The 21,635-nt window shown below is 60.9% G+C and carries 22 protein-coding genes and 1 riboswitch; of the genes, 20 read left to right on the forward strand and 2 right to left on the reverse strand.

Going from position 1 to position 21,635, the window contains the following annotated elements; translation table 11 throughout:
* On the reverse strand, nt 1-2,847 hold the full coding sequence (uvrA, locus tag FHW83_RS14225; RefSeq protein WP_176646991.1) for an excinuclease ABC subunit UvrA: 2,847 nt from the start codon (nt 2,845-2,847) through the stop codon (nt 1-3).
* A gap of 126 nt (nt 2,848-2,973) precedes the next feature.
* Nucleotides 2,974-3,693 (reverse strand): uroporphyrinogen-III C-methyltransferase, encoded by a 720-nt coding sequence (gene cobA, locus FHW83_RS14230; RefSeq protein WP_176646992.1) that lies wholly within the window; start codon nt 3,691-3,693, stop codon nt 2,974-2,976.
* An 83-nt stretch (nt 3,694-3,776) separates the two neighbouring features.
* Nucleotides 3,777-3,970: riboswitch (cobalamin riboswitch) on the forward strand.
* 112 nt (nt 3,971-4,082) lie between these two features.
* On the opposite strand from cobA, the gene FHW83_RS14235 reads away from it, so the two are divergent.
* The 20 genes from FHW83_RS14235 (at nt 4,083) to FHW83_RS31330 (ending at nt 21,580) form a co-directional block, all read left to right on the forward strand.
* Nucleotides 4,083-4,766 (forward strand): energy-coupling factor ABC transporter permease, encoded by a 684-nt coding sequence (locus tag FHW83_RS14235; protein WP_176646993.1) that lies wholly within the window; start codon nt 4,083-4,085, stop codon nt 4,764-4,766.
* Nucleotides 4,763-5,095 carry an energy-coupling factor ABC transporter substrate-binding protein gene (locus FHW83_RS14240; RefSeq protein WP_176646994.1) on the forward strand — a complete coding sequence of 111 codons (333 nt, stop codon included), beginning with the start codon at nt 4,763-4,765 and terminating at the stop codon, nt 5,093-5,095. The genes FHW83_RS14235 and FHW83_RS14240 overlap by 4 nt, the downstream gene beginning before the upstream one ends.
* Nucleotides 5,085-5,819, forward strand: coding sequence for a cobalt ECF transporter T component CbiQ (gene cbiQ / locus FHW83_RS14245; RefSeq protein ID WP_176646995.1), 735 nt, complete (start codon nt 5,085-5,087; stop codon nt 5,817-5,819). Before FHW83_RS14240 ends, cbiQ begins: the two co-directional genes overlap by 11 nt.
* On the forward strand, nt 5,816-6,664 hold the full coding sequence (locus FHW83_RS14250) for an energy-coupling factor ABC transporter ATP-binding protein (protein ID WP_373997215.1): 849 nt from the start codon (nt 5,816-5,818) through the stop codon (nt 6,662-6,664). Before cbiQ ends, FHW83_RS14250 begins: the two co-directional genes overlap by 4 nt.
* Entirely contained in the window at nt 6,661-7,446 is a 786-nt protein-coding gene (gene cobM / locus FHW83_RS14255) for a precorrin-4 C(11)-methyltransferase (RefSeq protein ID WP_176646996.1), read from the forward strand. Before FHW83_RS14250 ends, cobM begins: the two co-directional genes overlap by 4 nt.
* Nucleotides 7,443-8,333: a sirohydrochlorin chelatase gene (locus FHW83_RS14260; protein ID WP_176646997.1), complete on the forward strand. Its 891-nt coding sequence runs from the start codon at nt 7,443-7,445 to the stop codon at nt 8,331-8,333. The genes cobM and FHW83_RS14260 overlap by 4 nt, the downstream gene beginning before the upstream one ends.
* Nucleotides 8,330-9,007 carry a precorrin-8X methylmutase gene (locus tag FHW83_RS14265; protein WP_176646998.1) on the forward strand — a complete coding sequence of 226 codons (678 nt, stop codon included), beginning with the start codon at nt 8,330-8,332 and terminating at the stop codon, nt 9,005-9,007. Before FHW83_RS14260 ends, FHW83_RS14265 begins: the two co-directional genes overlap by 4 nt.
* On the forward strand, nt 9,004-10,194 hold the full coding sequence (locus FHW83_RS14270) for a cobalt-precorrin-5B (C(1))-methyltransferase (RefSeq protein ID WP_176646999.1): 1,191 nt from the start codon (nt 9,004-9,006) through the stop codon (nt 10,192-10,194). The genes FHW83_RS14265 and FHW83_RS14270 overlap by 4 nt, the downstream gene beginning before the upstream one ends.
* Before the next feature lie 3 nt (nt 10,195-10,197).
* Nucleotides 10,198-11,502, forward strand: a complete 1,305-nt coding sequence (cbiE, locus tag FHW83_RS14275; RefSeq protein WP_176647000.1) for a precorrin-6y C5,15-methyltransferase (decarboxylating) subunit CbiE — start codon at nt 10,198-10,200, stop codon at nt 11,500-11,502.
* Complete coding sequence (gene cobI / locus FHW83_RS14280; RefSeq protein WP_176647001.1) at nt 11,495-12,292, forward strand: precorrin-2 C(20)-methyltransferase; 798 nt, start codon at nt 11,495-11,497, stop codon at nt 12,290-12,292. Before cbiE ends, cobI begins: the two co-directional genes overlap by 8 nt.
* A complete protein-coding gene (locus FHW83_RS14285; RefSeq protein WP_176647002.1) occupies nt 12,289-13,041 on the forward strand; it encodes a cobalamin biosynthesis central domain-containing protein in 753 nt (250 codons plus the stop codon). The genes cobI and FHW83_RS14285 overlap by 4 nt, the downstream gene beginning before the upstream one ends.
* Entirely contained in the window at nt 13,038-13,442 is a 405-nt protein-coding gene (locus tag FHW83_RS14290) for a cobalamin biosynthesis protein (RefSeq protein WP_176647003.1), read from the forward strand. Before FHW83_RS14285 ends, FHW83_RS14290 begins: the two co-directional genes overlap by 4 nt.
* The gene (gene cobJ / locus FHW83_RS14295) at nt 13,439-14,398 is read left to right on the forward strand and encodes a precorrin-3B C(17)-methyltransferase (protein ID WP_176647004.1); all 960 of its coding nucleotides are present in this window, start codon (nt 13,439-13,441) and stop codon (nt 14,396-14,398) included. Before FHW83_RS14290 ends, cobJ begins: the two co-directional genes overlap by 4 nt.
* Entirely contained in the window at nt 14,395-14,748 is a 354-nt protein-coding gene (locus tag FHW83_RS14300) for a ferredoxin (protein ID WP_176647005.1), read from the forward strand. Before cobJ ends, FHW83_RS14300 begins: the two co-directional genes overlap by 4 nt.
* A gap of 87 nt (nt 14,749-14,835) precedes the next feature.
* Entirely contained in the window at nt 14,836-15,354 is a 519-nt protein-coding gene (gene ssb / locus FHW83_RS14305) for a single-stranded DNA-binding protein (RefSeq protein ID WP_176647006.1), read from the forward strand.
* 859 nt (nt 15,355-16,213) lie between these two features.
* Nucleotides 16,214-16,450 carry a hypothetical protein gene (locus FHW83_RS14310; protein ID WP_176647007.1) on the forward strand — a complete coding sequence of 79 codons (237 nt, stop codon included), beginning with the start codon at nt 16,214-16,216 and terminating at the stop codon, nt 16,448-16,450.
* A 568-nt stretch (nt 16,451-17,018) separates the two neighbouring features.
* The gene (locus FHW83_RS14315; protein ID WP_176647008.1) at nt 17,019-17,504 is read left to right on the forward strand and encodes a hypothetical protein; all 486 of its coding nucleotides are present in this window, start codon (nt 17,019-17,021) and stop codon (nt 17,502-17,504) included.
* 237 nt (nt 17,505-17,741) lie between these two features.
* Nucleotides 17,742-19,010, forward strand: coding sequence for an HlyD family secretion protein (locus FHW83_RS14320; RefSeq protein WP_176647009.1), 1,269 nt, complete (start codon nt 17,742-17,744; stop codon nt 19,008-19,010).
* Nucleotides 19,011-19,023: 13 nt separating this feature from the next.
* Nucleotides 19,024-21,183 carry a peptidase domain-containing ABC transporter gene (locus FHW83_RS14325; RefSeq protein ID WP_176647010.1) on the forward strand — a complete coding sequence of 720 codons (2,160 nt, stop codon included), beginning with the start codon at nt 19,024-19,026 and terminating at the stop codon, nt 21,181-21,183.
* A 43-nt stretch (nt 21,184-21,226) separates the two neighbouring features.
* On the forward strand, nt 21,227-21,580 hold the full coding sequence (locus FHW83_RS31330) for a DUF2199 domain-containing protein (RefSeq protein WP_176647011.1): 354 nt from the start codon (nt 21,227-21,229) through the stop codon (nt 21,578-21,580).
* The last annotated feature ends 55 nt before the right edge of the window (nt 21,581-21,635 follow it).

Genomic DNA, 21,635 nt, shown 5'->3' on the forward strand with positions numbered 1-21,635 from the left:
TTACTTCAACAGCGGCACCAGGTATTTGCCGGTCACGCTGGCCGGGTTGGCCGCCACCTCTTCCGGCGAGCCGCTGGCGATGATCTTGCCGCCGCCCGCGCCGCCCTCCGGACCCAGGTCGACGATCCAGTCGGCGGTCTTGATCACGTCGAGATTGTGCTCGATGATCACCAGCGTGTTGCCCTGGTCGCGCAGGCGGTGGATCACTTTCAGCAGCAGGTCGATATCGTGGAAGTGCAGGCCGGTGGTCGGCTCGTCCAGGATGTACAGCGTGCGGCCGGTATCGCGCTTGGACAGCTCCAGCGACAGCTTGACGCGCTGCGCCTCGCCGCCGGACAGCGTGGTCGCGCTCTGCCCCAGCTTGATGTAACCGAGGCCGACGTCGAGCAGCGTGTGCAGCTTGCGCGCGATCAGCGGCACCGGCTTGAAGAACTCGTGCGCGTCCTCCACCGTCATGTCCAGGATCTCGGTGATGTTCTTGCCCTTGTACTGCACTTCCAGCGTTTCGCGGTTATAGCGCTTGCCGTGGCAGACGTCGCACGGCACGTATACGTCCGGCAGGAAGTGCATCTCGACCTTGATCACGCCATCGCCCTGGCAGGCCTCGCAGCGGCCGCCCTTGACGTTGAACGAGAATCGGCCGGCGCTGTAGCCCCGTTCCTTCGCGGTCGGCACGGTGGCGAACAGGTCGCGGATCGGCGTGAACAGGCCGGTGTAGGTGGCCGGATTCGAACGCGGTGTGCGGCCGATCGGCGCCTGGTCGACCGAGATCACCTTGTCGAAGTGTTCCAGGCCGGAGATGCTGTCGTGCGGCGCCGGCTCGGTCTGGGAACCGTACAGGTGGCGCGACAGCGCGGGGAACAGCGTGTCGTTGATCAGCGTCGACTTGCCGGAGCCGGACACGCCGGTCACGCAGGTCATCAGGCCGACCGGCAGCTTGAGGTTGACCTTTTTCAGGTTGTTGCCGGTGGCGCCGGTGATCACCAGCTGCTTGTCCGGATCGGCCACGTGGCGCTTCTTCGGCACTTCGATCTTGCGCGTGCCGCTCAGGTACTGCGCGGTCAGCGATTTCTTGTTCTTCAGGATGTCCTTCAGCGAACCGGCCGCGATCACGTCGCCGCCGTGCACGCCCGCGCCCGGGCCCATGTCGACGATGTAGTCGGCGGTGCGGATCGCGTCCTCATCGTGTTCCACCACCAGCACGCTGTTGCCGATGTCGCGCAGGTGTTTCAGCGTGTCGATCAGGCGGTCGTTGTCGCGCTGGTGCAGGCCGATGGACGGTTCATCCAGCACGTACATCACACCGGTCAGGCCGGAACCGATCTGCGACGCCAGACGGATACGCTGCGCCTCGCCGCCGGACAGGGTGTCGGCGCTGCGGTCCAGCGAAAGGTAATCGAGGCCGACGTTGTTCAGGAACTGCAGGCGCGAGATGATCTCCTTGACCACGCGGTCGGCGATCTCCTTTTTCGCGCCGCGCAGTTTCAGCTGTTCGAAGAACGACAGCGTGTCGCGCAGCGGCTTCTCCGCGATCTCGTAGATGGCGCGTTCCTGCTTGCCGCTGCCGACCTTGACGTAACGCGCTTCCACGCGCAGGCGCGCGCCTTCGCACGACGGGCACTTCTTTTCGTTGATGAATTTGGCCAGTTCCTCTTTCACCGCCATCGAATCGGTTTCGCGGTAGCGGCGCGCCAGGTTGTTCACCACACCCTCGAAGGTGTGTTCCTTGACCACGGTGCGGCCGCGCTCATTGACGTAGGTGAACGGGATCTGCTGCTTGCCGGAGCCGTTCAGCACCACTTCCTGCGCGGTCTTCGGCAGTTTTTCAAACGGCAGGTCGAGGTCGAACTCATAGAACGCCGCCAGGTTGGACAGCATCGAGAAGTAGAACTGGTTGCGACGGTCCCACCCCTTCACCGCGCCGGAGGCCAGCGACAGGTTGGGGAAGGCGACGATGCGCTTCGGATCGAAGAACTCGATGTGACCGAGGCCGTCGCACTCCGGGCAGGCGCCCATCGGGTTATTGAAGGAGAACAGGCGCGGCTCCAGCTCCTGCAGCGAATAGCCGCAGGTGTTGCAGGCGAACTTGTTGGAGTAGACGTGTTCCACGCCGGTGTCCATCTCCAGCGCCACGGCGCGGCCATCGGCCAGGCGCAGCGCGGTTTCAAAGCTTTCGGCCAGGCGCTGCTTGATGTCGGCGCTGACCTTGACGCGGTCGATCACCACGTCGATGGTGTGCTTCTCGGTTTTCTTCAGCTTGGGCAGGTCGTCCACTTCGTAGATCTTGGCGTCGTGCGTGCCGCTCTGCACGCGGAAGCGGATGAAGCCCTGCGCCTGCATTTGCTCGAACAGGTCCGAGTGCTCGCCCTTGCGGTTGGCCACCACCGGCGCCAGGATCATCAGCTTGGTGCCTTCGGGCAGGGCCAGCACCGCGTCCACCATCTGCGACACGGTCTGCGCGGCCAGCGCCTGGTCCGGGTGGTTGATGCAGTACGGCGTGCCGACGCGCGCGTACAACAGGCGCAGGTAGTCGTGGATCTCGGTCACGGTGCCGACGGTCGAACGCGGGTTGTGCGAGGTGGCTTTCTGCTCGATCGAAATGGCCGGCGACAGGCCCTCGATCAGATCCACGTCCGGCTTTTCCATCAGTTGCAGGAACTGGCGCGCGTAGGCCGACAGCGATTCCACGTAGCGGCGCTGGCCCTCTGCGTACAGCGTGTCAAACGCCAGCGACGATTTGCCGGAGCCGGACAAGCCGGTAATCACAATCAGCTTGTTGCGTGGCAGGTCGAGATTGATGTTTTTCAGGTTGTGCGTGCGTGCGCCGCGTATGCGGATCTGTTCCATGGGATTTTTTGCCTTTAGAGTCAACCCATAACTATAGCCGGGTTTGATTACTTGCGCCGACCTTGGGCTGGATCGTGCCGGCGGCGCGCGATACTGTATATAATACCAGTATTTTCTTGCGGCGTTTCAACTTACCTGATGTTGGCGTTGCTGCAACGCTTCACCGATCATCACCAGCACCGGACCGTGCGCCATTTCCAGGCCGGCGGCCAGGTCGGACAGCTGCAGGCGCAGGATGCGCTGGTCGGCGCGGCTGCAGTTTTCCACCACCACCACCGGCAGGTCGGGGCGCCGGCCCTCGGCCAGCAGGCGCGCGGCGGTAGCCGCCGCTTCGCGCCCGCCCATGTACTGCACCAGGGTGTCGGTTTCCGGCAGCGCCGGGTGGTCCGGCTCATCCGGCGCGGTGCTGGAGGTGAAGAAGGCCACGCTGCGCGCCAGCCCGCGTTTGGTGAGCGGCTGCTTGGTGGCCGCCGCCGCCGCCAGCGCGGTGGTAATCCCGGGCACCACCTCCACCGCGATGCCCTCGGCTTCCAGCGCGCGCAATTCCTCGTCGGCGCGGCCGAACAGCATCGGGTCGCCGCCCTTGAGGCGCACCACCAGCTGGTAGCGCCGCGCGCAGTCGATCAGTTGCTGATTGATGACGGCTTGCGCCGTGGAGCGCTGGCCGGAACGCTTGCCGACCGAGATCAACGCGGCGTCCGGGCACAGCGCCAGCATCTCGGGCGTGACCAGCGCGTCGTACAGCACCACCTCGGCCTGCGCCAGCAGGCGCGCGCCGCGCACGGTAATCAGGTCGGCCGCGCCGGGTCCAGCTCCGATCAAATACACTTTTCCCAGTGCTGACATAGATTTCCTTTCGTGTGTCCCAGCATGCATGATACCGGCTGCGGCGGCTTCGGTGTTCCGCTTGGCACGCGTCGCCGGTGTGGTGTAAGATGCAACGCTTGGGTGCGCCCATCCCTGTCCAGGGATGGCGTTAAACGGGAAACCGGTGTGAATCCGGTGCAGCCCCCGCTGCTGTAAGCCAGACGACTCCGTCATCACGTCACTGCGATAAACCGCGGGAAGACACGGAGAAGGATGAAGGCGAGCCAGAATACCGGCCCAAAAAGTCAGCACCATCCCCGGGGTGACGGGAAGCCGCTGTCGACCGGCTATTCGCGTCCCGCATTCCTGTCGACCGTCTCTCTTCCTCCCGCTGGTGTCCGTATAGACCATTCGACGGGAGGTTTCGAATGCATATCATGGAAGGCTTTTTGCCGCCTGCGCACGCGCTCGGGTGGACGGCCGTATCCTTGCCTTTTCTGGCCTGGGGCTTGCGCTCGGTGGGCCGTGACCTGCACGCGCATCCTGAGCGGCGCATGCTGCTGGGCGTCGCCGCCGCCTTCGCGTTCCTGTTATCCGCCTTGAAGCTGCCCTCGGTGACCGGCAGCTGTTCGCATCCGACCGGTGTGGGCCTGGGCGCGGCGCTGTTCGGGCCCGCGGCCATGGTGCCGGTGGGCTTTGTGGTGCTGCTGTTCCAGGCGCTGCTGATGGCGCATGGCGGCTTGACCACGCTGGGCGCGAATGTGTTTTCGATGGCGGTCGTCGGGCCTTTCGTGTCGTATGGCGTTTTGCGCGCGGCGTCGTCGCTGGGCGTTGGGCGTTCGGCCGCGGTGTTTTTGGCGGCCTGCCTCGGCGATCTGGCGACTTATGTGACCACGTCGCTGCAGCTGGCGCTGGCGTTTCCGGCGGCGGTGGGCGGGATCGGCGTGTCGTTCGCCAAGTTCGCCGGCATCTTCGCGCTGACGCAGGTGCCGATCGCCATCAGCGAGGGTTTGCTGACGGTGCTGGTGGTGAACGCCATGCTGCGCTTCAATGCGCATGAACTGCGCGCGCTGCCGATCATGACGCTCGCCGCGCGCAAGGGGCAAGCATGAAGGCGCGTACCTGGATGGTGTGCGCGGCGGTCGTGCTGCTGACGGTGCTGCCATTGTGGCTGGTGAGCGCGCCGTCCGCGTTCGGCGGCGCCGACGCGCGCGCGCAGCAGGCGATAGCCGATATCGCACCAGGCTATGTGCCTTGGTACGCGCCGGTGTTCGAGCCGGCCAGCGAGGAAATCGCCTCCCTGTTGTTCGCGTTACAGGCCGCCATTGGCGCCGGTTTCATTGGCTACTGGCTGGGCCTCTCGGTCGCCCGCGAGCGCGCGGGCCGGCCACGCGCCGCCGATGCCGCATCGCCGTCATCACGGGAACAGCGTGCTGATTGAGTCGTCCGCATACGCCAGCCGGTGGCGCGATGTGGCGCCGTCGGCCAAGGCCTTGTTCGCGCTGGCTGGCGTGGTCGCTGCGTGGCTTGCGCGCGGCCCCGTCACGCTGGCCTTGTTGGCGTGCGTGCTGGCCCTGGTCGCGCTGCTGGGCGCGCGCGTACCGGTGCGGACCTACATCGCCGCGGCATCGCCGCCGCTCGGTTTCCTGCTGCTCTCCTGCCTGGCCATGCTGGCCGGCCCGGACGCGCAAGGCCATTGGCGTTGGACCAACGCCATGCTGCCCACCGTGCTCCACACCGCACTGCGTTCACTCGCCATGCTGGCCGCGTTGCTAGGCCTGGTCCTGACCACGCCGCTGCCTGATTTGCTCGCACTGATGCGCCGCCTGCGCGTGCCGGAACTGCTGCTGGACTTGATGGCGCTGTGCTACCGCATGTTGTTCGTCCTCCGTCAGGCATGGAGCGAAAGCGTCACCGCCCAAAGTGCACGCCTCGGTTATCGCGGCTGGCGCCAGACGTTGCGTTCCACCGGCATGCTGGCCGGTCAGATGGCGGTGCAAGTCTGGCAGCGTGCCGCCGCGCTGCAAATGGCGGCGGACGCGCGCGCTTATCAAGGCGTGTTGCGCTTCCTGCCCGCCACTTATCCACTGGCGCGCCGCCAGCAACGCTGGGCGGCGCTGGGTGGCGCGATCCTGCTGGCGATGGCCGTGGGAGACCGCCTGTGAACGCCGCGTTGATGGAACTGCAAGCCGTCTCGCACGTCTACCCGGACGGCAGCCATGGCCTGCGGGATTGCAGCCTGTCGCTGCAACGCGGCCGCCGCTACGCGCTGCTGGGCGCCAACGGCGCCGGCAAGACCACCGTGCTGCACCACCTGAATGGCTTGCTGCGTCCAACCGCCGGGCAGTTGCGCATCGAGGGCAAGGCCTTTGACTACAGCCGCACCGGACTCACGACGCTGCGCAGCCGCGTGGGCCTGGTGTTCCAGAACCCGGACCGTCAATTGTTCTCCGCGCTGGTCGAGGAGGACGTGTCCTTCGGTCCGCTCAACCTCGGGCTGGGCGCCGATGCGGTACGCGGCCGCGTGGCCGCCGCCCTCGATGCCGTCGGCCTGCGCGAACAAGCGCGCCGCCCGGTGCATCAACTGAGCTTCGGCCAAAAAAAGCGCGTATGCATCGCCGGTGTGCTGGCGATGGAACCGGATGTGCTGCTGCTGGACGAACCGATGGCCGGCCTGGACGCGCCCATGCAAACCGAACTCACCGCACTGCTGGACCGGCTCGCCGCGCGCGGCGTCACGGTGCTGCTGTCCACCCACGACATCGACTTCGCCTACCGCTGGGCGGACGACATCCACGTCATGGCCGCCGGGCGCTGCGTCGCTTCCGGCCCGGCGCCAGACCTGTGCGCGCAGGCGGACCTGCTGCGCACCGCCGGCCAGCGCCCGCCGGCCGCGCTGGCGCTGCATGCGCAACTGGTGACGCGCGGCGTGTTGCCAGCCGGCCCCGCGCCACGCAGCGTTGACGCCCTGCTCGACGCGCTTAAATATTCAGGAGTAAGCATCGCATGACATCCCTTGGAAAAATCTGGTTCGTCGGCGCCGGTCCCGGCGACCCGGAACTCATCACCGTCAAAGGCCAGAAGCTGCTGTCACTGGCCGGCGCGGTGCTGTTCGCCGGCTCATTGGTGGACCGCGCCGTCACCTTGTACGCGCCGCCCGGCTGCGCCATCCGCGATTCCAAGGACATGACGCTGGAGGAAATGACCGCATGGCTGATCGAACAGGCGCGCAGCCATGCGACCGTGGTGCGCTTGCAGACCGGCGATCCCGGCCTGTATGGCGCACTAATCGAACTGGCGCGTCCGCTCAGCGACGCCGGCATCGCTTGGTCGGTGGTGCCGGGCGTATCGTCGGCCATGGCATCGATGGCCGCCGCTGGCGAATCCATGACGCTGCCCGAGGTCACGCAAACCGTGATCCTCACCCGTGTCGAAGGCCGCACGCCGATGCCGGACGGCGAAGATCTCGCCAGTTTGGCCGCGCATCGCACCACCATCTGCATCTTCCTGTCGATCACCCTGATGCACAAGGTGGAAAGCGCGCTGCGCGCCGCCGGCTGGGCCGAGGACGCGCCGATGCTGGTGGTGCACAAGGCCAGCTGGCCCGGAGAGCAAAAAATCGTGCGCGGCACGCTGGCCGATATCAAACAGCGCTGCCGCGAAGCCGGCATCGCCAGCCAGGCCATGATCGTCGCCAGCCCCACGCTCGGCGCGCTGCACTGGGAAACCCTGGCGCGCTCCAAATTGTACGACCCCACATTTACCCATCGTTTCAGAAAGGCGACCGCATGAACCCAGCTCACTTCGACACCATCCTGATTGTCGGCCATGGTTCCCGCGAGGATTCCGGCAACCAGGAAATCCGCGCGTTCACGGATCAATGGCGCGCGCGCCGCCCGGATTGGCGCATTGAATTGTGCTTCATCGAGTTCGCGCCGCCGGAAATGAATGCCGCCTTGCTGAACGCCGCGCGCACCTCCAGCCGCGTGCTGGTGGTGCCGCTGATTCTGAACGCCGCCGGCCACGTCAAGATGGAGATCCCCGAGGCGATCGAGCACGCGCGACTGGCCTGTCCGCAAGCGGAAATCCTGCTGGCGCCGCACCTGACCGCGTGCGATCCGATACTGGCCATCCTCAAGCGCCGCCTGCGCAAGTCCATGGGCGTGCTGGACATGCCGGACCCCACCACCACCGGCGTGGTGCTGCTGGGACGCGGCTCGTCCGACCGCGGCGCCAACGGCGACATGGCCAAGATGGCGCGCTGGCTGATGGAGGAAGGTGACCATGAGCTGGTGGATCTGGCCTTTACCGGCATCACGTGGCCGCGTCTGGAGAAAGTGGTGCAGCGGCAGGTGCTGCTGGGCATGCGGCAGATCGTGGTGCTGCCCTACTACCTGTACACCGGCACCCTGATGCAGCGCATCCACCGGCAAGTGGAACATCTGCGCAGCCAGTATCCACAGGTGCGCTTCGCCTGCGGCGAGCATTTCGGCTTCGAGAAGGAGATCTTCGAACTGATGGACCAGCGTGTGGAAGACCTGCGCGCGGGCGTGCAGGACAGCCGCTTGCCGTGCGACGGCTGCAGCTACCGCGAAATCGCGCATGACCTGGGTCACGGCCACTCGCACGCGCACACGCACAACCACACCCATACCCACCTCGAGGACCAGCCAGCATGAGCACTGTGAACACCGTCACCGAGCAGCTGACCCGCGCGGGCCAGGTCATTGAACACGACAGCTTCGCCATCATCGACGCCGAAGTCGGCCCGCACCATTACACCGAAGCGCAATGGCCCATCGTGCGCCGCATGATCCACGCCAACGCCGATTTCGATTTCAACGGTCTGACCGCCTTCCATGCGGATGCCGTGGAAGCCGGCATAGCCGCCATGCTCAAGGGCGGCACGCCCGTGGTGGCGGACGTGGAGATGATCTGTTCCGGCCTGTCGCAGCCGCGTCTCGCCCACTTCGGCATGAAGACCCACCAGTTCATCAGCGACGCGGACGTCATCGAGGCCGCCAAGGCCGAAGACACCACACGCGCCGTACAAGCCATGCGCAAGGCGCATCGCCTTGGTCTGCTGAACGGCGCCATCGTCGGCATCGGCAACGCGCCGACCGCCCTGATAGAACTGGTGCGCCTGATCCGTGAAGAACAGGTCCGGCCGGCGCTGGTGGTCGGCATGCCGGTGGGCTTCGTCTCGGCGGCGGAGTCCAAGGACCTGATGGCCGAAGTCAGCGTGGTGCCGTGGATTGTCATCCGTGGCCGCAAGGGTGGGTCGACGCTGGTGGTGGCCGCGCTGCACGCCTTGCTGGCGCTGGCCGAAGCGCGTCAGAAGGCCGCGCGATGAAGGAAAAAGCGGCTGCCGAACGTGGCACCCGCACCGGTTTCACCACCGGCGCCTGTGCCGCCGCCGCCGCGCGCGCGGCGGTGCTGGGGCTCGCCCATGGTCAAGTGCCGGACGAAATCGAAAGCCTGCTGCCCAACGGCAGCCGGGTGCGATTCGCCATCCACGATGGCCGCTGCGACGGCGGCCACGCGCACGCCATGGTCGTGAAGTTCGCCGGCGACGACCCCGATTGCACCGACGGCGCCCACCTCACGGTGGACCTGCGCCTGCTGCCCGGCCAGGCCGGCGCGGTCTGCTACGTGGCCGGCGAAGGCGTCGGCACCGTGACCATGCCCGGCCTTGGGCTGGAGGTCGGCGGCCCGGCCATCAACCCGGTGCCGCGCAAGAACATCGCGGACAACCTGCGCGAAGCCGCGCCGGCGCTGCTGGCGGAACACGGCATCGAAGTCACCATCAGCGTGCCGGATGGGCAGGTGATGGCGAAGAAAACCACCAACGCCCGCCTCGGCATCCTGGGCGGCATCAGCATCCTGGGCACCACCGGCATCGTCAAGCCGTATTCCACGGCGGCGTGGCGCGCCAGCGTGGTGCAAGGTGTGCAGGTGGCCGCCACCGCTGGTTACGACATGGTGGCGCTGACCACCGGTGGCCGCACCGAAACCTTTGCCATGACCACGCTGCGCGCCGAGCGTCCGGAGCTGCCGTCCGCCTGCTTCGTGCAGATGGGGGACTTCCTGCGTTACGCGCTGGACGAGGCGGTGGCGCAGGGCATCGGCCTGGTGGTGCTGGCCGTCATGGTCGGCAAGCTGACCAAGATCGCGCAGGGCGAAACCATCACCCACGCCAACCGCAGCGAAGTCGATACCGACTTGGTGGCGGAGATCGCGCGCCGCATCGGCGCCACGCCGGAAGACTGCGCCGCCATGGCCGCCGCCGAAACCGCGCGCTTTGGCGCCGAGTTGATGGTCGAGCGCGGATTGGGCGACGCCTTCCACCGCGCGCTGGCGCAAGCCGCCATCGACACCCTGACCGCGCCGGATCGATACGGCCGCGCTTTCCAGCTACGCGTTCTGGTGTGCGATTTCAGCGGCGTGCAGGTGGCCGACGTGTGGTCGGCGCCGGCGCTGCCGCAAGCGCGTCCCGCCAGCGCCGGCCGCACCGGCATCGACCATTTACCGGAAGCCTAGATTATGCAAACCAAAGATCCCAATCCCTGCCGCGTCATCGGCGTGCTGGACGACGGCGTCGCCAGCCTGAGTCCCAACGCGCTGGCGCTGCTGCGCAACGCCGACGTGATCATCGGTGGCGCCCGCACGCTGGCGCTGCTGGAGCGCGAATTCAAAACCGGCGCGCTGCGCCACGACCTCATCGGCAAGCTGAAAGAAGTGCCGGAGTGGGTGCGTGCCGCGCGTGCCGATCACCTGTCATGCGTGGTGCTGGCCACCGGCGACCCGCTGTGCCACGGCATCGCACCGTATCTGGCGCAGCACCTGTGCGTGGAGGTGCTCGACATCCTGCCCAACCTGTCCACGCTGCAGCTGGCGTGCGCGCGTATCGGCCTGGCCTGGCAGGATGCGCGCATCGTCTCGGTGCACGCGCGCGATGCCGGAGAATGGCGACGCGGCAGCCTGCCGGGCCATGGCCTGTACGCGCTGGCGCAGGCGGTACGCCAGCATGCGCGCTTGCTGGTGCTCACCAGTCCCGATAACACGCCGGACCGCATCGCGCGCCTGCTGCTGGCCGAAGGCATGGGCGAGGACTTCCTGATGGCTGTCGCGGAAAACCTGCTGCAGCCGGACGAGCGGGTGCTGGCCGAGCTCACGCCGCGGCAGGCGGCCGGCATGCGCTTCGCCGCGCTCAACGTGGTGCTGCTGTGGCGCGTGACGCCGTCCTCGCGTCCGGTGCGTTTCGGACTGGCGGACGCCGAGTTCGCGCAACGCCAGCCGGACAAAGGCCTGATCACCAAGCAGGAAGTACGGGCCGTCAGCCTCGCGCGCATGCGGTTGCGGGCCGACAGCGTGGTATGGGACATCGGCGCCGGCTCCGGTTCGGTGGGCCTGGAAGCGGCGCGGCTTTGTCCGCAAGGCCACGTCTACGCGATCGAAAAAAATGACGCGGACCACGCCATCGCCGGACAAAATCACGCGGCTTTTGGCGTCAGCAATTACAGCCTGTTCCTCGGCAAGGCGCCGGAACAACTGGACGCGTGGCCCGACCCGGACGCGGTGTTCATCGGTGGTTCCGGCGGCGAGCTGGCAACGCTTATCAGCGGTATTGCCGCCCGACTGCGCCCGCAAGGCACGCTGGTGATGAATTTCGTCACACTGGAAAACCTCGCCACCGCCACCGCCACGCTGCAGGCGCTGGAGGGCGTGACGTGGGACGTGCTGCAACTGCAGGCCGCGCGCAGCAAGCCGATACTGCATATGCACCGCATGGCGGCGGAAAACCCCGTGTGGATTGTGTGCGCGCGCCGGGAGGAGGCCCATGACTGAACGCGGCACCCTGTGGGGCATCTCGCTCGGCCCCGGCGACCCTGGCCTGATCACGCGCGCCGCTTGGGAGGCGCTGCAACGGCGCGACACCATCTGGGTCTATCCGGCGCGCAGCGGCAAGACGCCCAGTTACGCCTTCGACATCGCGCGGCGCGCCGGTCTGGCGCCCCCGGAGCAGCACGCGCAACTGCTGTTCCCCATGACGCATGACGGCGAAAAGCTTGGCCGCGCATGGCTCAAGGCCGCGGACACCGTGCTGCCATGGCTGCGCGCCGGCCGCGATGTGCTGTTCCTGGTCGAGGGCGACGCCAGTACCTACGCCACCTTCGGCCACCTCGCGCGCACCGTCCAGGCAATCGACGCGCAAGTGCCGGTGCGGATCATCGCCGGCGTCAATTCCTTCACCGCCGCGTGCGCGCAAGTGCCGGTGCCGTTCTCCGAGCAGGACGACACGGTCGCCATCGTGCCGGCGGCCTACGGCGTCAGCGCGGTCGACCGCCTGCTGCCCGACTTCGACACGCTGGTGCTGATGAAGGTCAAGCCCATCCTCGACGAGTTGATCGACTGGATGCGGCAACGCGAGCTGCTGGCCGGCGCACACTTCATCGAGCGTGTGGGCGCGCCGGACGAACGCCGTTTCAGCGGCGGCGACATCCTGTCGCTGCGCGGCGTCAAGGTCAGCTACCTGTCGCTGTTGATCATCAAACACCCGCACCGCATACGCGGTGAACGCATCAAGGGCTGCCTGCGCAAGGACAGCCCGCAACCACTTTCAACGGAGGCAGCATGAGCAGCACCCCCCACCAACCGGCGCCACGTGTGTGCCTGGTCGCCATCACCAAACACGGCGCGGCGCAGGCGGCGCGCCTGGCAGTCGATCTGCCGGAGGCCGACATCCGCACCTCGGCCAAGTTTGCCGCGCAGTTCTCGGAACTGGCCAACACCGTGCACGCCTACGACGGCGCCCTGCGCGACGAAATCGGCCCGCTGTTTGCCGGCTATGACCAGATCATCTTCTTCGTCTCGCTCGGCGCCGTGGTGCGCCTGATCGCGCCGCACCTGCGCAGCAAGGACGAAGATCCCGGCATCATTGTGGTGGACGACGCAGGCCAATACGTGATCCCCGTGCTGTCCGGCCATGTGGGCGGCGCCAACGAGTGGAGCGAGCGCGTGGCGGACCTGCTGGGCGCGGCGCCGGTGCTGACCACCGCCTCCGATGTCGGCCGCACCATCCCGGTCGACATCCTCGGCCGCCACCTTGGCTGGAAGGTGGAGGCGCCGAAGATCAACATCACGCGCGTATCGGCGCACGTGGTCAACGGCGAACCGATCGCCTTCGTGCAGGAAGCCGGCAGTCCGGATTGGTGGACCCGCCCCACGCCGCTGCCCGACAACATCCACCGCTTCACGCGCTTTGACGAGGTACCGCTGGAGCGTTACGCCGCGCTGCTGTGGGTGACGCACGCCGAAGTGCCGGCCGAACGCTGGACGGCGCTGAACGAAAGGCTGGTGGTGTACCGCCCACCGCTGCAGGCATGAGCGAGTTCACCATAGGACTGGGCTGCGATCGCGGCGTCACGCTGGAAACCATGCGCGAGGCGGTACATGGCGCGCTGGCCATGGCGGGCGCGCAGCCACGGCAGGTCGCCGCGGCGGCCAGCATCACCCTCAAGAGCGACGAGGCAGCGCTGCTGGCGCTGGCCGAGGAACACGGCTGGCCGCTGCGCTTCTACGAGGCGCACGAGCTGGCGGCGGTGGCCGTGCCGCATCCGTCCGAAACCGTGCGCCGCTACACCGGCACGCCGTCGGTCAGCGAGGCGGCCGCGCTGCTGGCGGCCGGGCCGGATACGCCGATGACCGCGCTGGTCGTCGAAAAACATAAACACAAGGGCGCGGATGGCCGCAACGCCACCGTCTCCATCGCAAGGAAAACACCATGAGTACAACAGACGCAGGCAAGATCATGCTGGTCGGCATAGGCCCGGGCAGCGTGGAACACATGACGCAACGCGCGCGCGACGCCATTGCGGAAGCGGACGTGGTGATCGGCTACGTCACCTACATCAAGCTGGTGGCCGATCTGATCGAAGGCAAGGAGATCATCCGCAAGTCCATGACCGAGGAACTGGACCGCGCGGTCAGCGCGCTGGAAGCGGCGCGCGCCGGCAAGAAGGTGGCGCTGATATCATCGGGCGACGCCGGCGTCTACGGCATGGCCGGGCCGACCTATGAGGTGTTGTTCCAGGCCGGCTGGACACCGGACGACGCGGTGCAGGTCGAAATCATCCCCGGCGCGTCGGCGCTGAACAGCTGCGCCGCGCTGGTGGGCGCGCCGCTCACGCACGACTTCTGCGCCATCTCCCTGTCCGACCTGCTGACGCCCTGGCCCACCATCGCGCGCCGGCTGGACGCGGTGGCCATGGCCGATTTCGTGGTGGCGCTGTACAACCCCAAGAGCGGGCGCCGCACCCGCCAGATCGTCGAGGCGCAGCGCCTGTTCCTGCGCCACCGCCGGCCGGACACGCCGGTGGCCATCGTCAAGAGCGCCTACCGGCGGCGCGAGCACATCGTCTTCACCACGCTGGACAGCATGGCCGAGGCCGAGATCGGCATGCTCAGTACCGTGCTGATCGGCAACAGCAACACCTTCGTGCGCCACGGCCTGATGGTCACGCCGCGCGGCTACGCCAACAAGTACGACATGGAAGATGGCGGCGCCACGCGCGATGGCGAGAAGGCAGGCCGTTCGCTGTCGACCGGGCTGCTGGGCTGGCTGGACACCCTGCAGGCCGAGCACGCGGCCGGCGACAGCATCGAAGCGCTGGCCTTGCGCCACCGCCTGCCACCCGAGTATATTCGCGCCACCCTGAACGAGCCGTGGGAGGCCGAAGCATGAGTGAACCCGTCATCAAGCCGAAGATCGGCAACTACCACCGCCACCTGCTGGTGTGCACCGGCCCGCGCTGCAGCGCCGACGGCGCCTCGCAGGCGCTGTTCGACAGCTTGGGCGGCAAGCTCAAGGCGGCCGGGCTGGACGCCGGCGACCTGCGCGTCAAGCGCAGCCGGGTGAGCTGTTTTGCCGCCTGCAAGGGCGGCCCCATCGTCTGCGTGCAGCCGGATGGCACCTGGTACTACAACGTCACCTCGGACAATATGGACCGTATCATCGGCGACCACCTGCGCGACGGCAAACCGGTGCAGGAACTGGTGTTTCACCAGTCCGGCGCGGTGGAGTTTGAGCGATAACAAGGCGGCGGCGCAGAGAAGTATCGGTGCCGGATCAAAAGTGAGCTAAACTTCTACTTTGCGCCGATCACAGGGAGTTTTAATAAAATGGCATCAGTTAACAAAGTCATCATCGTCGGCAATCTGGGTCGCGATCCGGAAATTCGCTACATGCCGAGCGGTGATGCGATCGCCAACATCGCAGTGGCGACTTCGTACCGTTCGAAAGACCGCAACACCGGCGAGCAGAAAGAGCAGACCGAGTGGCACCGTATTTCGTTCTTCGGCCGTCTGGCGGAAATCGTTGGCCAGTACCTGAAAAAAGGCTCGTCGGTCTACGTCGAAGGCCGTCTGCAGACCCGCAAGTACACCGACAAGGATGGCGTAGAGAAATACGCGACCGACATCATTGCAGAAAACATGCAGATGCTGGGTGGCCGTCAAGGCATGGGCGGCAACGACATGGATGACGGCGGCGGCTACGGCGGCGGCGGTGGCTACGAAGCCCCGCCACAGCGCCAGGCCCCGGCCCCGCGTCCGCAGATGGCGCCACCGGCCCCGGCACCACGTCCAGCCCCGCGCCCAGCGCCGAACTTCTCGGACATGGATGACGACATCCCGTTCTGAGACCCAGTTAGATAGTGGATGTAAACTACGCCTTGTAAGTCATTGATTTGCAAGGCGTTTTTCATTGTTTGCAGTTTTATCTTAACAATGATCTAGGCAACATATAGCCTAATCGCCAATATTGTAAACAATGGCGAGATGATGTCACGGTATGAAGTTGACTTGGTTGATATGGGGAATGGTGAACATATGCCATTGCTCATTGACTCTACAACGGGTGTCGGTCTGTATGAGCCTACAGCGTTCTCTGCGCTATCAAAGCGGAGAGCGGAAAGATTGTGCGATTGCCGGATCAAAGCGGCGGGCTTATCTCAGAGACTATTGTTGCTGGCGTGATTGTTGGGGTACTAACTCTGATGAGTACCCTCTTAATCAGCCCTTTCGTGTTCGGGATCGAGAGATCAGCGGCTCTTAGGTGTGTTAAACATCAGGTTACACTTGCATCGCTGACGGTCCACATAGCTGCTTTGTGTGTGTACTCAAAGCGATGAGCGTGCTCGATCTTGCTTCAAATCGCGTGCTGTAGGTAGTGACATCTGATTAATAAACAACAAATATTAAGAATTTGTAAGAAAAATTTCCTCATGGTTACATTTGGTGACTATTTGCACAGAAAGTTTTGTTATGATTTTTTCAGACGTGATGACGATTAGCAACTTTTCGAGATCACTTACCGCTCCTCGGACATAGCAGACAGTTAATATATGCCGGATATGAATGGGAAAAGAAGTTTTTGAGCTGGTAATTGGACAGAGTGAAATAATAGTTGAAAATATAGCTTTTATTTTCTAGCTACCGTTTCATATGTTCGAGTCTTAGGTAGTCAAATCTAAACCAACTAAATATCTGAGGTTATTGAATGCGTGAATTGAGTATTGTTGAAATTGCAGAAGTTTCCGGTGCTGGTGCTGCCGATGTGATCGTCGGTGCAGGTTTGTCCCGCGCTGCTTCGGGCGCAGGTGCTGCCATTGGCGCTGGGATTGCTGAAGGTTTTGGTGCGGGCGCTTTTCTTGGCCCTCTGGGTGCGGTGATTGGGGCAATGGGTGGTGCCGCTTTGGCGTATTACGTGCTCGCCAAGCCAGTCAATGCTAAGTAAGAAGTAGAAAGCACGAAATTAGCATTCAGCATCTAGGATTTTAACTATTTTAGAATCCAAGAGAACTTTCGAGAAAATCAAGAATTGGCTCGTAGTAATATTTTAATTTGTAAAAAATTAGAATTGTTTCTTGGATTTAGTTGTTAATTTCTATTTGTGGGCGACGGCTTTCTCTAATTGTTAAAGCCGTCGCTATTTTTTTATCCAAAGTAGTAAAATATGTCGTCCTAATTATTAATTTCTATAATTCACCTGGTCGTTTTCATTAAAAACCATATCTTCTTTCTGTGGCACCGTCAATTATTTGTGTACATATTAATACTGAGATGGAATGTTGCTAAACATGGAGCCACATCTAAGAAAATAAAAGATTGTTTGAGATTTCTCACTGCATAGCTCAGAGAACATGACCAGCTCTGATCTTCAATTTAAGAACACGCAGTTACACTCAATTGCTTTACCTCCCAAGCGGAATATCTAATTTGGATGTCTTCGAAATTTGTCTAAGTCCTCGCTAGCTGATCTCTCAAATCGCCAATTAATTTAGTTTAAAACTTATTAATACAAAATGAAAATTTCTGAAATTGAACTATTGGGATCATTCTTTTTGAAACTGTTTGCAATTCAATCTGTGAAACAGTTAGGATCGTATGTGGCTGCAACAGTAATAGGATTTTCTATTTTTCAGGTTATTTTAATTTATTTTGATCAACCTATTGCAGCACCAATAACTCTATTGGTTGCATTTGCAGGCTCGTCGGTTGTTCTGCGAATGATGCTTCCAGCAAGATTTAAAATTACTACGGATAATCCACAAGGATGCGCTGAAATGAAGAACTTCCTTGAGGAAAGTATAAAGAAGCAGGGCTACGGTATAAAATCGAGAGAGGAAGGAAGTACCATCTTTCAGTCAAGGTTGCCAGCACCACTTAAATGGAATGAGAATGAGATTCTGATGACAAAGTCGGGTTTTGATTTAATTTTAAAAGGACCAGTTTTTATGATTAAAATATTGCACAATGGATCATCAAAAAAAATTGTGATTGATTTTTGAATTAATATTTCATTATTTGCCCTGGAATAATTTTATTGTTTTATGGGAGAATAATATATATTAGTTTAAAACTTGAAAATTTCAAGAGCCATTGCTGTGATTTTTGCTGGTCGGAAGTAAATCAGTTGTTGAAATAATGTAATTTCAAAGAAGAATTTGTAGAAGGATGGCTAGCTCGACGATACCTGAGAGATTTTTGAGACGAAATTTTACTATCGTAGGAAAAAGTATTCTTTTATGAATGACAGAAATTTGTATCGAACTGAAGCATTGAATGCACGTCCAATTAATTGGCTCGGCGATATCGTATTAATCCGTCCAGTTAGTTTTACTTATCTTGTTTTTTTGACCTGCCTTTGCGCACTTATAGTGTTGCTATTCCTGTTTTTCGGCACCTACACCAAGCGCTCGACCGTGACAGGGCAACTTGTTCCTGATCTTGGATTGGTTAAAGTATATGTACCTCAGTTCGGCATTGTCGTGAAAAAGAATGTCGTTGAGGGGCAAATGATCAAACAAGGGGATGTGCTATATGTGTTGTCGAGCGAGAGACGTAGCTATACCCAAGGCAGTGTGCAGGAGGCAATCAGCAGCCAAGTTAGTACACGGCGCGACTCGCTGAAAGACGCACTTGAAAAAACGCGCAGGCTTAATGAAGATGAGCGCATTGCGGCGGTGAAACGCATTGATGGTTTAGAGGCTGAAATATCCAAAATCGGCAATCAGATTGAGGGCCAAGCTAGCCGCGTCAAGCTGGCTGAAGAAGCTGTTGTACGGACGCGAGACCTTGAGGCTCAGCGCTTCATTTCAAAAGAGCAATTGCAACAGCGGCAAGCGGACTTGCTTGATCAGCGTGCTCGTCTACAGGCGCTGGAGCGAGATCGGATCAGTGTGAGGCGGGACCTGGCGAGTCAGCGTAGCGACCTGGCGAGTATGCCATTGCGCCACCAGAATACATTGGCACAGATCGAACGGGATATTATTAGCCTAGGCCAGGAACTAACCGAGAGTGAAGCCAAGCGTAGACTCGGAATCACTGCTCCGGAGTCGGGCATCGCGACGGCAGTTATGGCCGAAGTTGGACAGACGGTCGACGGCGGGAAGCCGCTGGTAAGCATCGTTCCGGAAGGCGCTACGATGATGGCCTATTTGTACGCCCCCAGCCGTGCCATCGGATTTGTCCGTCCCGGCGACAAGGTATTGATGCGCTACCAAGCATATCCATACCAAAAATTCGGCCAAGCGCAAGGAACGGTCGTGCACACGGCCAAGGTTGCACTTTCAGGCAGCGACTTGCTAGCCATGAGTGGATCTTCGGCGCAGGCGAGTGGCAGTGAACCACTGTACCGTGTCACGGTTAATCTTTCTGAGCAAACGATTAAGGCATATGGCCGCCCCCAACCTCTACAAGCTGGTATGACGCTTGAGGCTGACATTTTGCAGGAAAAACGTCGCCTTTACGAATGGGTGCTCGAACCACTTTACAGCCTGAGCGGCAAACTCTAATTGAAATCCTGGTATGCACCTACTTCGCGATATTCTTAGCAACATAAGATTTTGGTACGGCAGTCGGCTGCCCGTTATTTTACAAACTCAAGCCACGGAGTGTGGCCTAGCTTGCCTTGGCATGGTTGCGGGCTACCACGGCTTCCGGGCAGATTTGGCGACGCTCCGCCGACGATTTTCGATTTCGCTCAAGGGAGCCACGCTCGCGCATCTGATCAAGATGGCAAAACAGCTGAACCTGGAATCGCGTCCGCTGAGAGTAGACCTTGACGAGCTCGACAAGTTGAAGCTGCCGTGCATTCTTCACTGGAACTTCAACCATTTTGTAGTGCTGAACAAGGTGGGCACCAAAAGTGTCACGATCCATGATCCCGCCTCCGGCATGCGCGAGATCGCAAAGGTCGAGTTATCGGCAGCATTTACCGGGGTCGCGTTGGAGCTGTGGCCGAGCCAGAATTTTGAGCCGCAGGTGCAAGTGCAAACTATCCGACTGCGTTCTATGATGGGCCGCGTCTCGGGCCTTGCGCGTTCGTTCAGTCAGATCTTAATTCTGGCGGCGGCGCTTGAAGTGTTTGCATTGATCAGTCCCTTCTTCCTGCAATGGGTCATAGACAACGTTATCGTGTCAGGTGACCGTGACCTATTGACGACTCTAGCTCTCGGCTTCGGTCTGCTAATGCTCATGCAGCAAGCTGTAAGTGCAATTCGTTCTTGGGTGGTCATGTATATGACAACCACTCTCAGCGTTCAGTGGCGTGCGAATGTTTTCACGCATCTTATTCGGCTACCCGTCGATTATTTTGAGAAGCGCAATCTGGGTGATATTGCTTCTCGCTTTGGTACTGTCGACCAGATCCAGCACACACTCACGACGTCCTTCCTAGAGGCGATCCTTGATGGTTTCATGTCGCTGGTGACTCTAATTGTGATGTTCATATATAGCAGCACGCTTGGCTGGATTGCGGTAGGCACGATGACGCTTTATGGACTGTCACGCTGGGCTTGGTATCGGCCACTACGCAGCGCGACGGAGGAGCAGATCGTCCATGCAGCCAAGCAGCAGAGCCACTTCTTGGAGACGGTACGTGGTGTAAAGGCAATCAAGCTGTTTCAGCGTCATGATGAGCGCCGCGCTACTTGGCTAACGTTGTTGGTCGACCAAATCAATGCAGACATCCGCACTCAAAAGTTAATGTTGCTGTATCGGACTGTCAATGGCTTGCTGTTCGGCATAGAAAACATTCTGATCATCTGGCTGGGCGCTAAGATGGTTTTAGACGGTGATTTTAGCGTAGGTGTCCTGATGGCATTTAACGCCTATAAAGGGCAGTTCGATGGCCGTGTCAGTTCTCTTATAGATAAGCTCTTCGAAATTAAGATGCTTCGCTTGCAAGGTGAGCGCTTGGCTGACATCGTTCTCACAGTACCCGAGTCTATGAATAGTTCGCATGTGACGGACACTACTGTCATTGATCCGGTCATCGAAGTGAGCAATCTGCGCTACCGTTATGCTGAACAAGAGTCATGGGTCTTGGATGATGTAAGTTTTAAGATCACGTCTGGCGAATCGGTGGCGATCGTAGGGGCGTCCGGTTGCGGAAAGACCACCCTAATCAATGTGTTACTTGGAATATTACCCGCGACCGATGGTAAGGTGACGGTGGGCGGTATCGAGGTCCAGCACTTTGGTGGCGAAATCTTACGCCAGTTAATCGGTGCAGTGCTTCAAGACGACGTACTATTCGCGGGATCGATTGCTGAGAACATCAGCTTCTTCGATCCGAGCGTCGATCAGGCTTGGGTCGAGGAATGTGCACGGCTTGCCGCGATCGCGGATGAAATAGCTGCGATGCCGATGGGTTACAACACCCTAGTCGGCGAAATGGGCACTGTTCTGTCCGGCGGACAAAAGCAACGGGTACTACTGGCGCGTGCCCTGTACAAGCGCCCTAAAATCCTTCTACTTGACGAGGCTACTAGCCATCTGGATATTGCTAAGGAATACGCGGTCAATCTCGCAGTGAAGGGTCTGAATATAACCCGGATCATCATCGCACATCGTCCGGAGACGATTGCCTCAGCCGACCGTGTAATTGCTCTACAGGCAGGCAAAGTGGCCCACGACTCGAATGTGGCAGACCTATATCACCAACTGGCCAAACAAGTGGCCTAGGCGATCAAATCCACTGTGCGCGTGTTTGCAACTCATATAGACGTTGCTTGATTCGATATATCCACATCAAGGCGCACCGCTTGCGGAGGTCGTTAAACTATCTGCGGAAGACCGAGCTAGACAGGTCGCAGAAAGCAGCGATTTGTGCATTATTGAAGGAAAGCGATTTTTCATCCGTGCGCTTCTCCCCTTGCTCGTCAAACCGCAAGAATATCCATACTATATTGGCCTATGGGTAGAAGTATCTCAGGCTAACTTTGAGCGCGTATATCAGCTATGGGATTCGGAAGATCAAATTTACGAGCCTCCATTTTCTGCGCAAATTGCAAACGAAATCCCTGGTATGGATGGATCCCTTGTAATGACCCAGCGATTCCTGCTCAACTCAAGCCGCTAATGCAAATGCCTTAGCGGGTGTTTTCATGCCCAGCGCCTGATGCGGGCGCCGGTTG

It is taken from the genome of Duganella sp. SG902 (assembly GCF_013376005.1).
GTDB lineage: Bacteria > Pseudomonadota > Gammaproteobacteria > Burkholderiales > Burkholderiaceae_D > Rugamonas.

Bases quoted from the DNA above. Each gene is read 5' to 3' on its own strand.
- FHW83_RS14285 (WP_176647002.1), top strand. From the start codon at position 12,289: ATGAGCAGCACCCCCCACCAACCGGCGCCACGTGTGTGCCTGGTCGCC.
- uvrA (WP_176646991.1), bottom strand. From the start codon at position 2,847: ATGGAACAGATCCGCATACGCGGCGCACGCACGCACAACCTGAAAAAC.
- FHW83_RS14310 (WP_176647007.1), top strand. From the start codon at position 16,214: ATGCGTGAATTGAGTATTGTTGAAATTGCAGAAGTTTCCGGTGCTGGT.
- FHW83_RS14235 (WP_176646993.1), top strand. From the start codon at position 4,083: ATGCATATCATGGAAGGCTTTTTGCCGCCTGCGCACGCGCTCGGGTGG.
- cobM (WP_176646996.1), top strand. From the start codon at position 6,661: ATGACATCCCTTGGAAAAATCTGGTTCGTCGGCGCCGGTCCCGGCGAC.
- FHW83_RS14325 (WP_176647010.1), top strand. From the start codon at position 19,024: ATGCACCTACTTCGCGATATTCTTAGCAACATAAGATTTTGGTACGGC.
- FHW83_RS14265 (WP_176646998.1), top strand. From the start codon at position 8,330: ATGAGCACTGTGAACACCGTCACCGAGCAGCTGACCCGCGCGGGCCAG.
- FHW83_RS14240 (WP_176646994.1), top strand. From the start codon at position 4,763: ATGAAGGCGCGTACCTGGATGGTGTGCGCGGCGGTCGTGCTGCTGACG.
- cobI (WP_176647001.1), top strand. From the start codon at position 11,495: ATGACTGAACGCGGCACCCTGTGGGGCATCTCGCTCGGCCCCGGCGAC.
- ssb (WP_176647006.1), top strand. From the start codon at position 14,836: ATGGCATCAGTTAACAAAGTCATCATCGTCGGCAATCTGGGTCGCGAT.
- FHW83_RS14315 (WP_176647008.1), top strand. From the start codon at position 17,019: ATGAAAATTTCTGAAATTGAACTATTGGGATCATTCTTTTTGAAACTG.
- cbiE (WP_176647000.1), top strand. From the start codon at position 10,198: ATGCAAACCAAAGATCCCAATCCCTGCCGCGTCATCGGCGTGCTGGAC.
- cobA (WP_176646992.1), bottom strand. From the start codon at position 3,693: ATGTCAGCACTGGGAAAAGTGTATTTGATCGGAGCTGGACCCGGCGCG.
- FHW83_RS14290 (WP_176647003.1), top strand. From the start codon at position 13,038: ATGAGCGAGTTCACCATAGGACTGGGCTGCGATCGCGGCGTCACGCTG.
- FHW83_RS14260 (WP_176646997.1), top strand. From the start codon at position 7,443: ATGAACCCAGCTCACTTCGACACCATCCTGATTGTCGGCCATGGTTCC.
- FHW83_RS14300 (WP_176647005.1), top strand. From the start codon at position 14,395: ATGAGTGAACCCGTCATCAAGCCGAAGATCGGCAACTACCACCGCCAC.
- cobJ (WP_176647004.1), top strand. From the start codon at position 13,439: ATGAGTACAACAGACGCAGGCAAGATCATGCTGGTCGGCATAGGCCCG.
- FHW83_RS14270 (WP_176646999.1), top strand. From the start codon at position 9,004: ATGAAGGAAAAAGCGGCTGCCGAACGTGGCACCCGCACCGGTTTCACC.
- FHW83_RS14320 (WP_176647009.1), top strand. From the start codon at position 17,742: ATGAATGACAGAAATTTGTATCGAACTGAAGCATTGAATGCACGTCCA.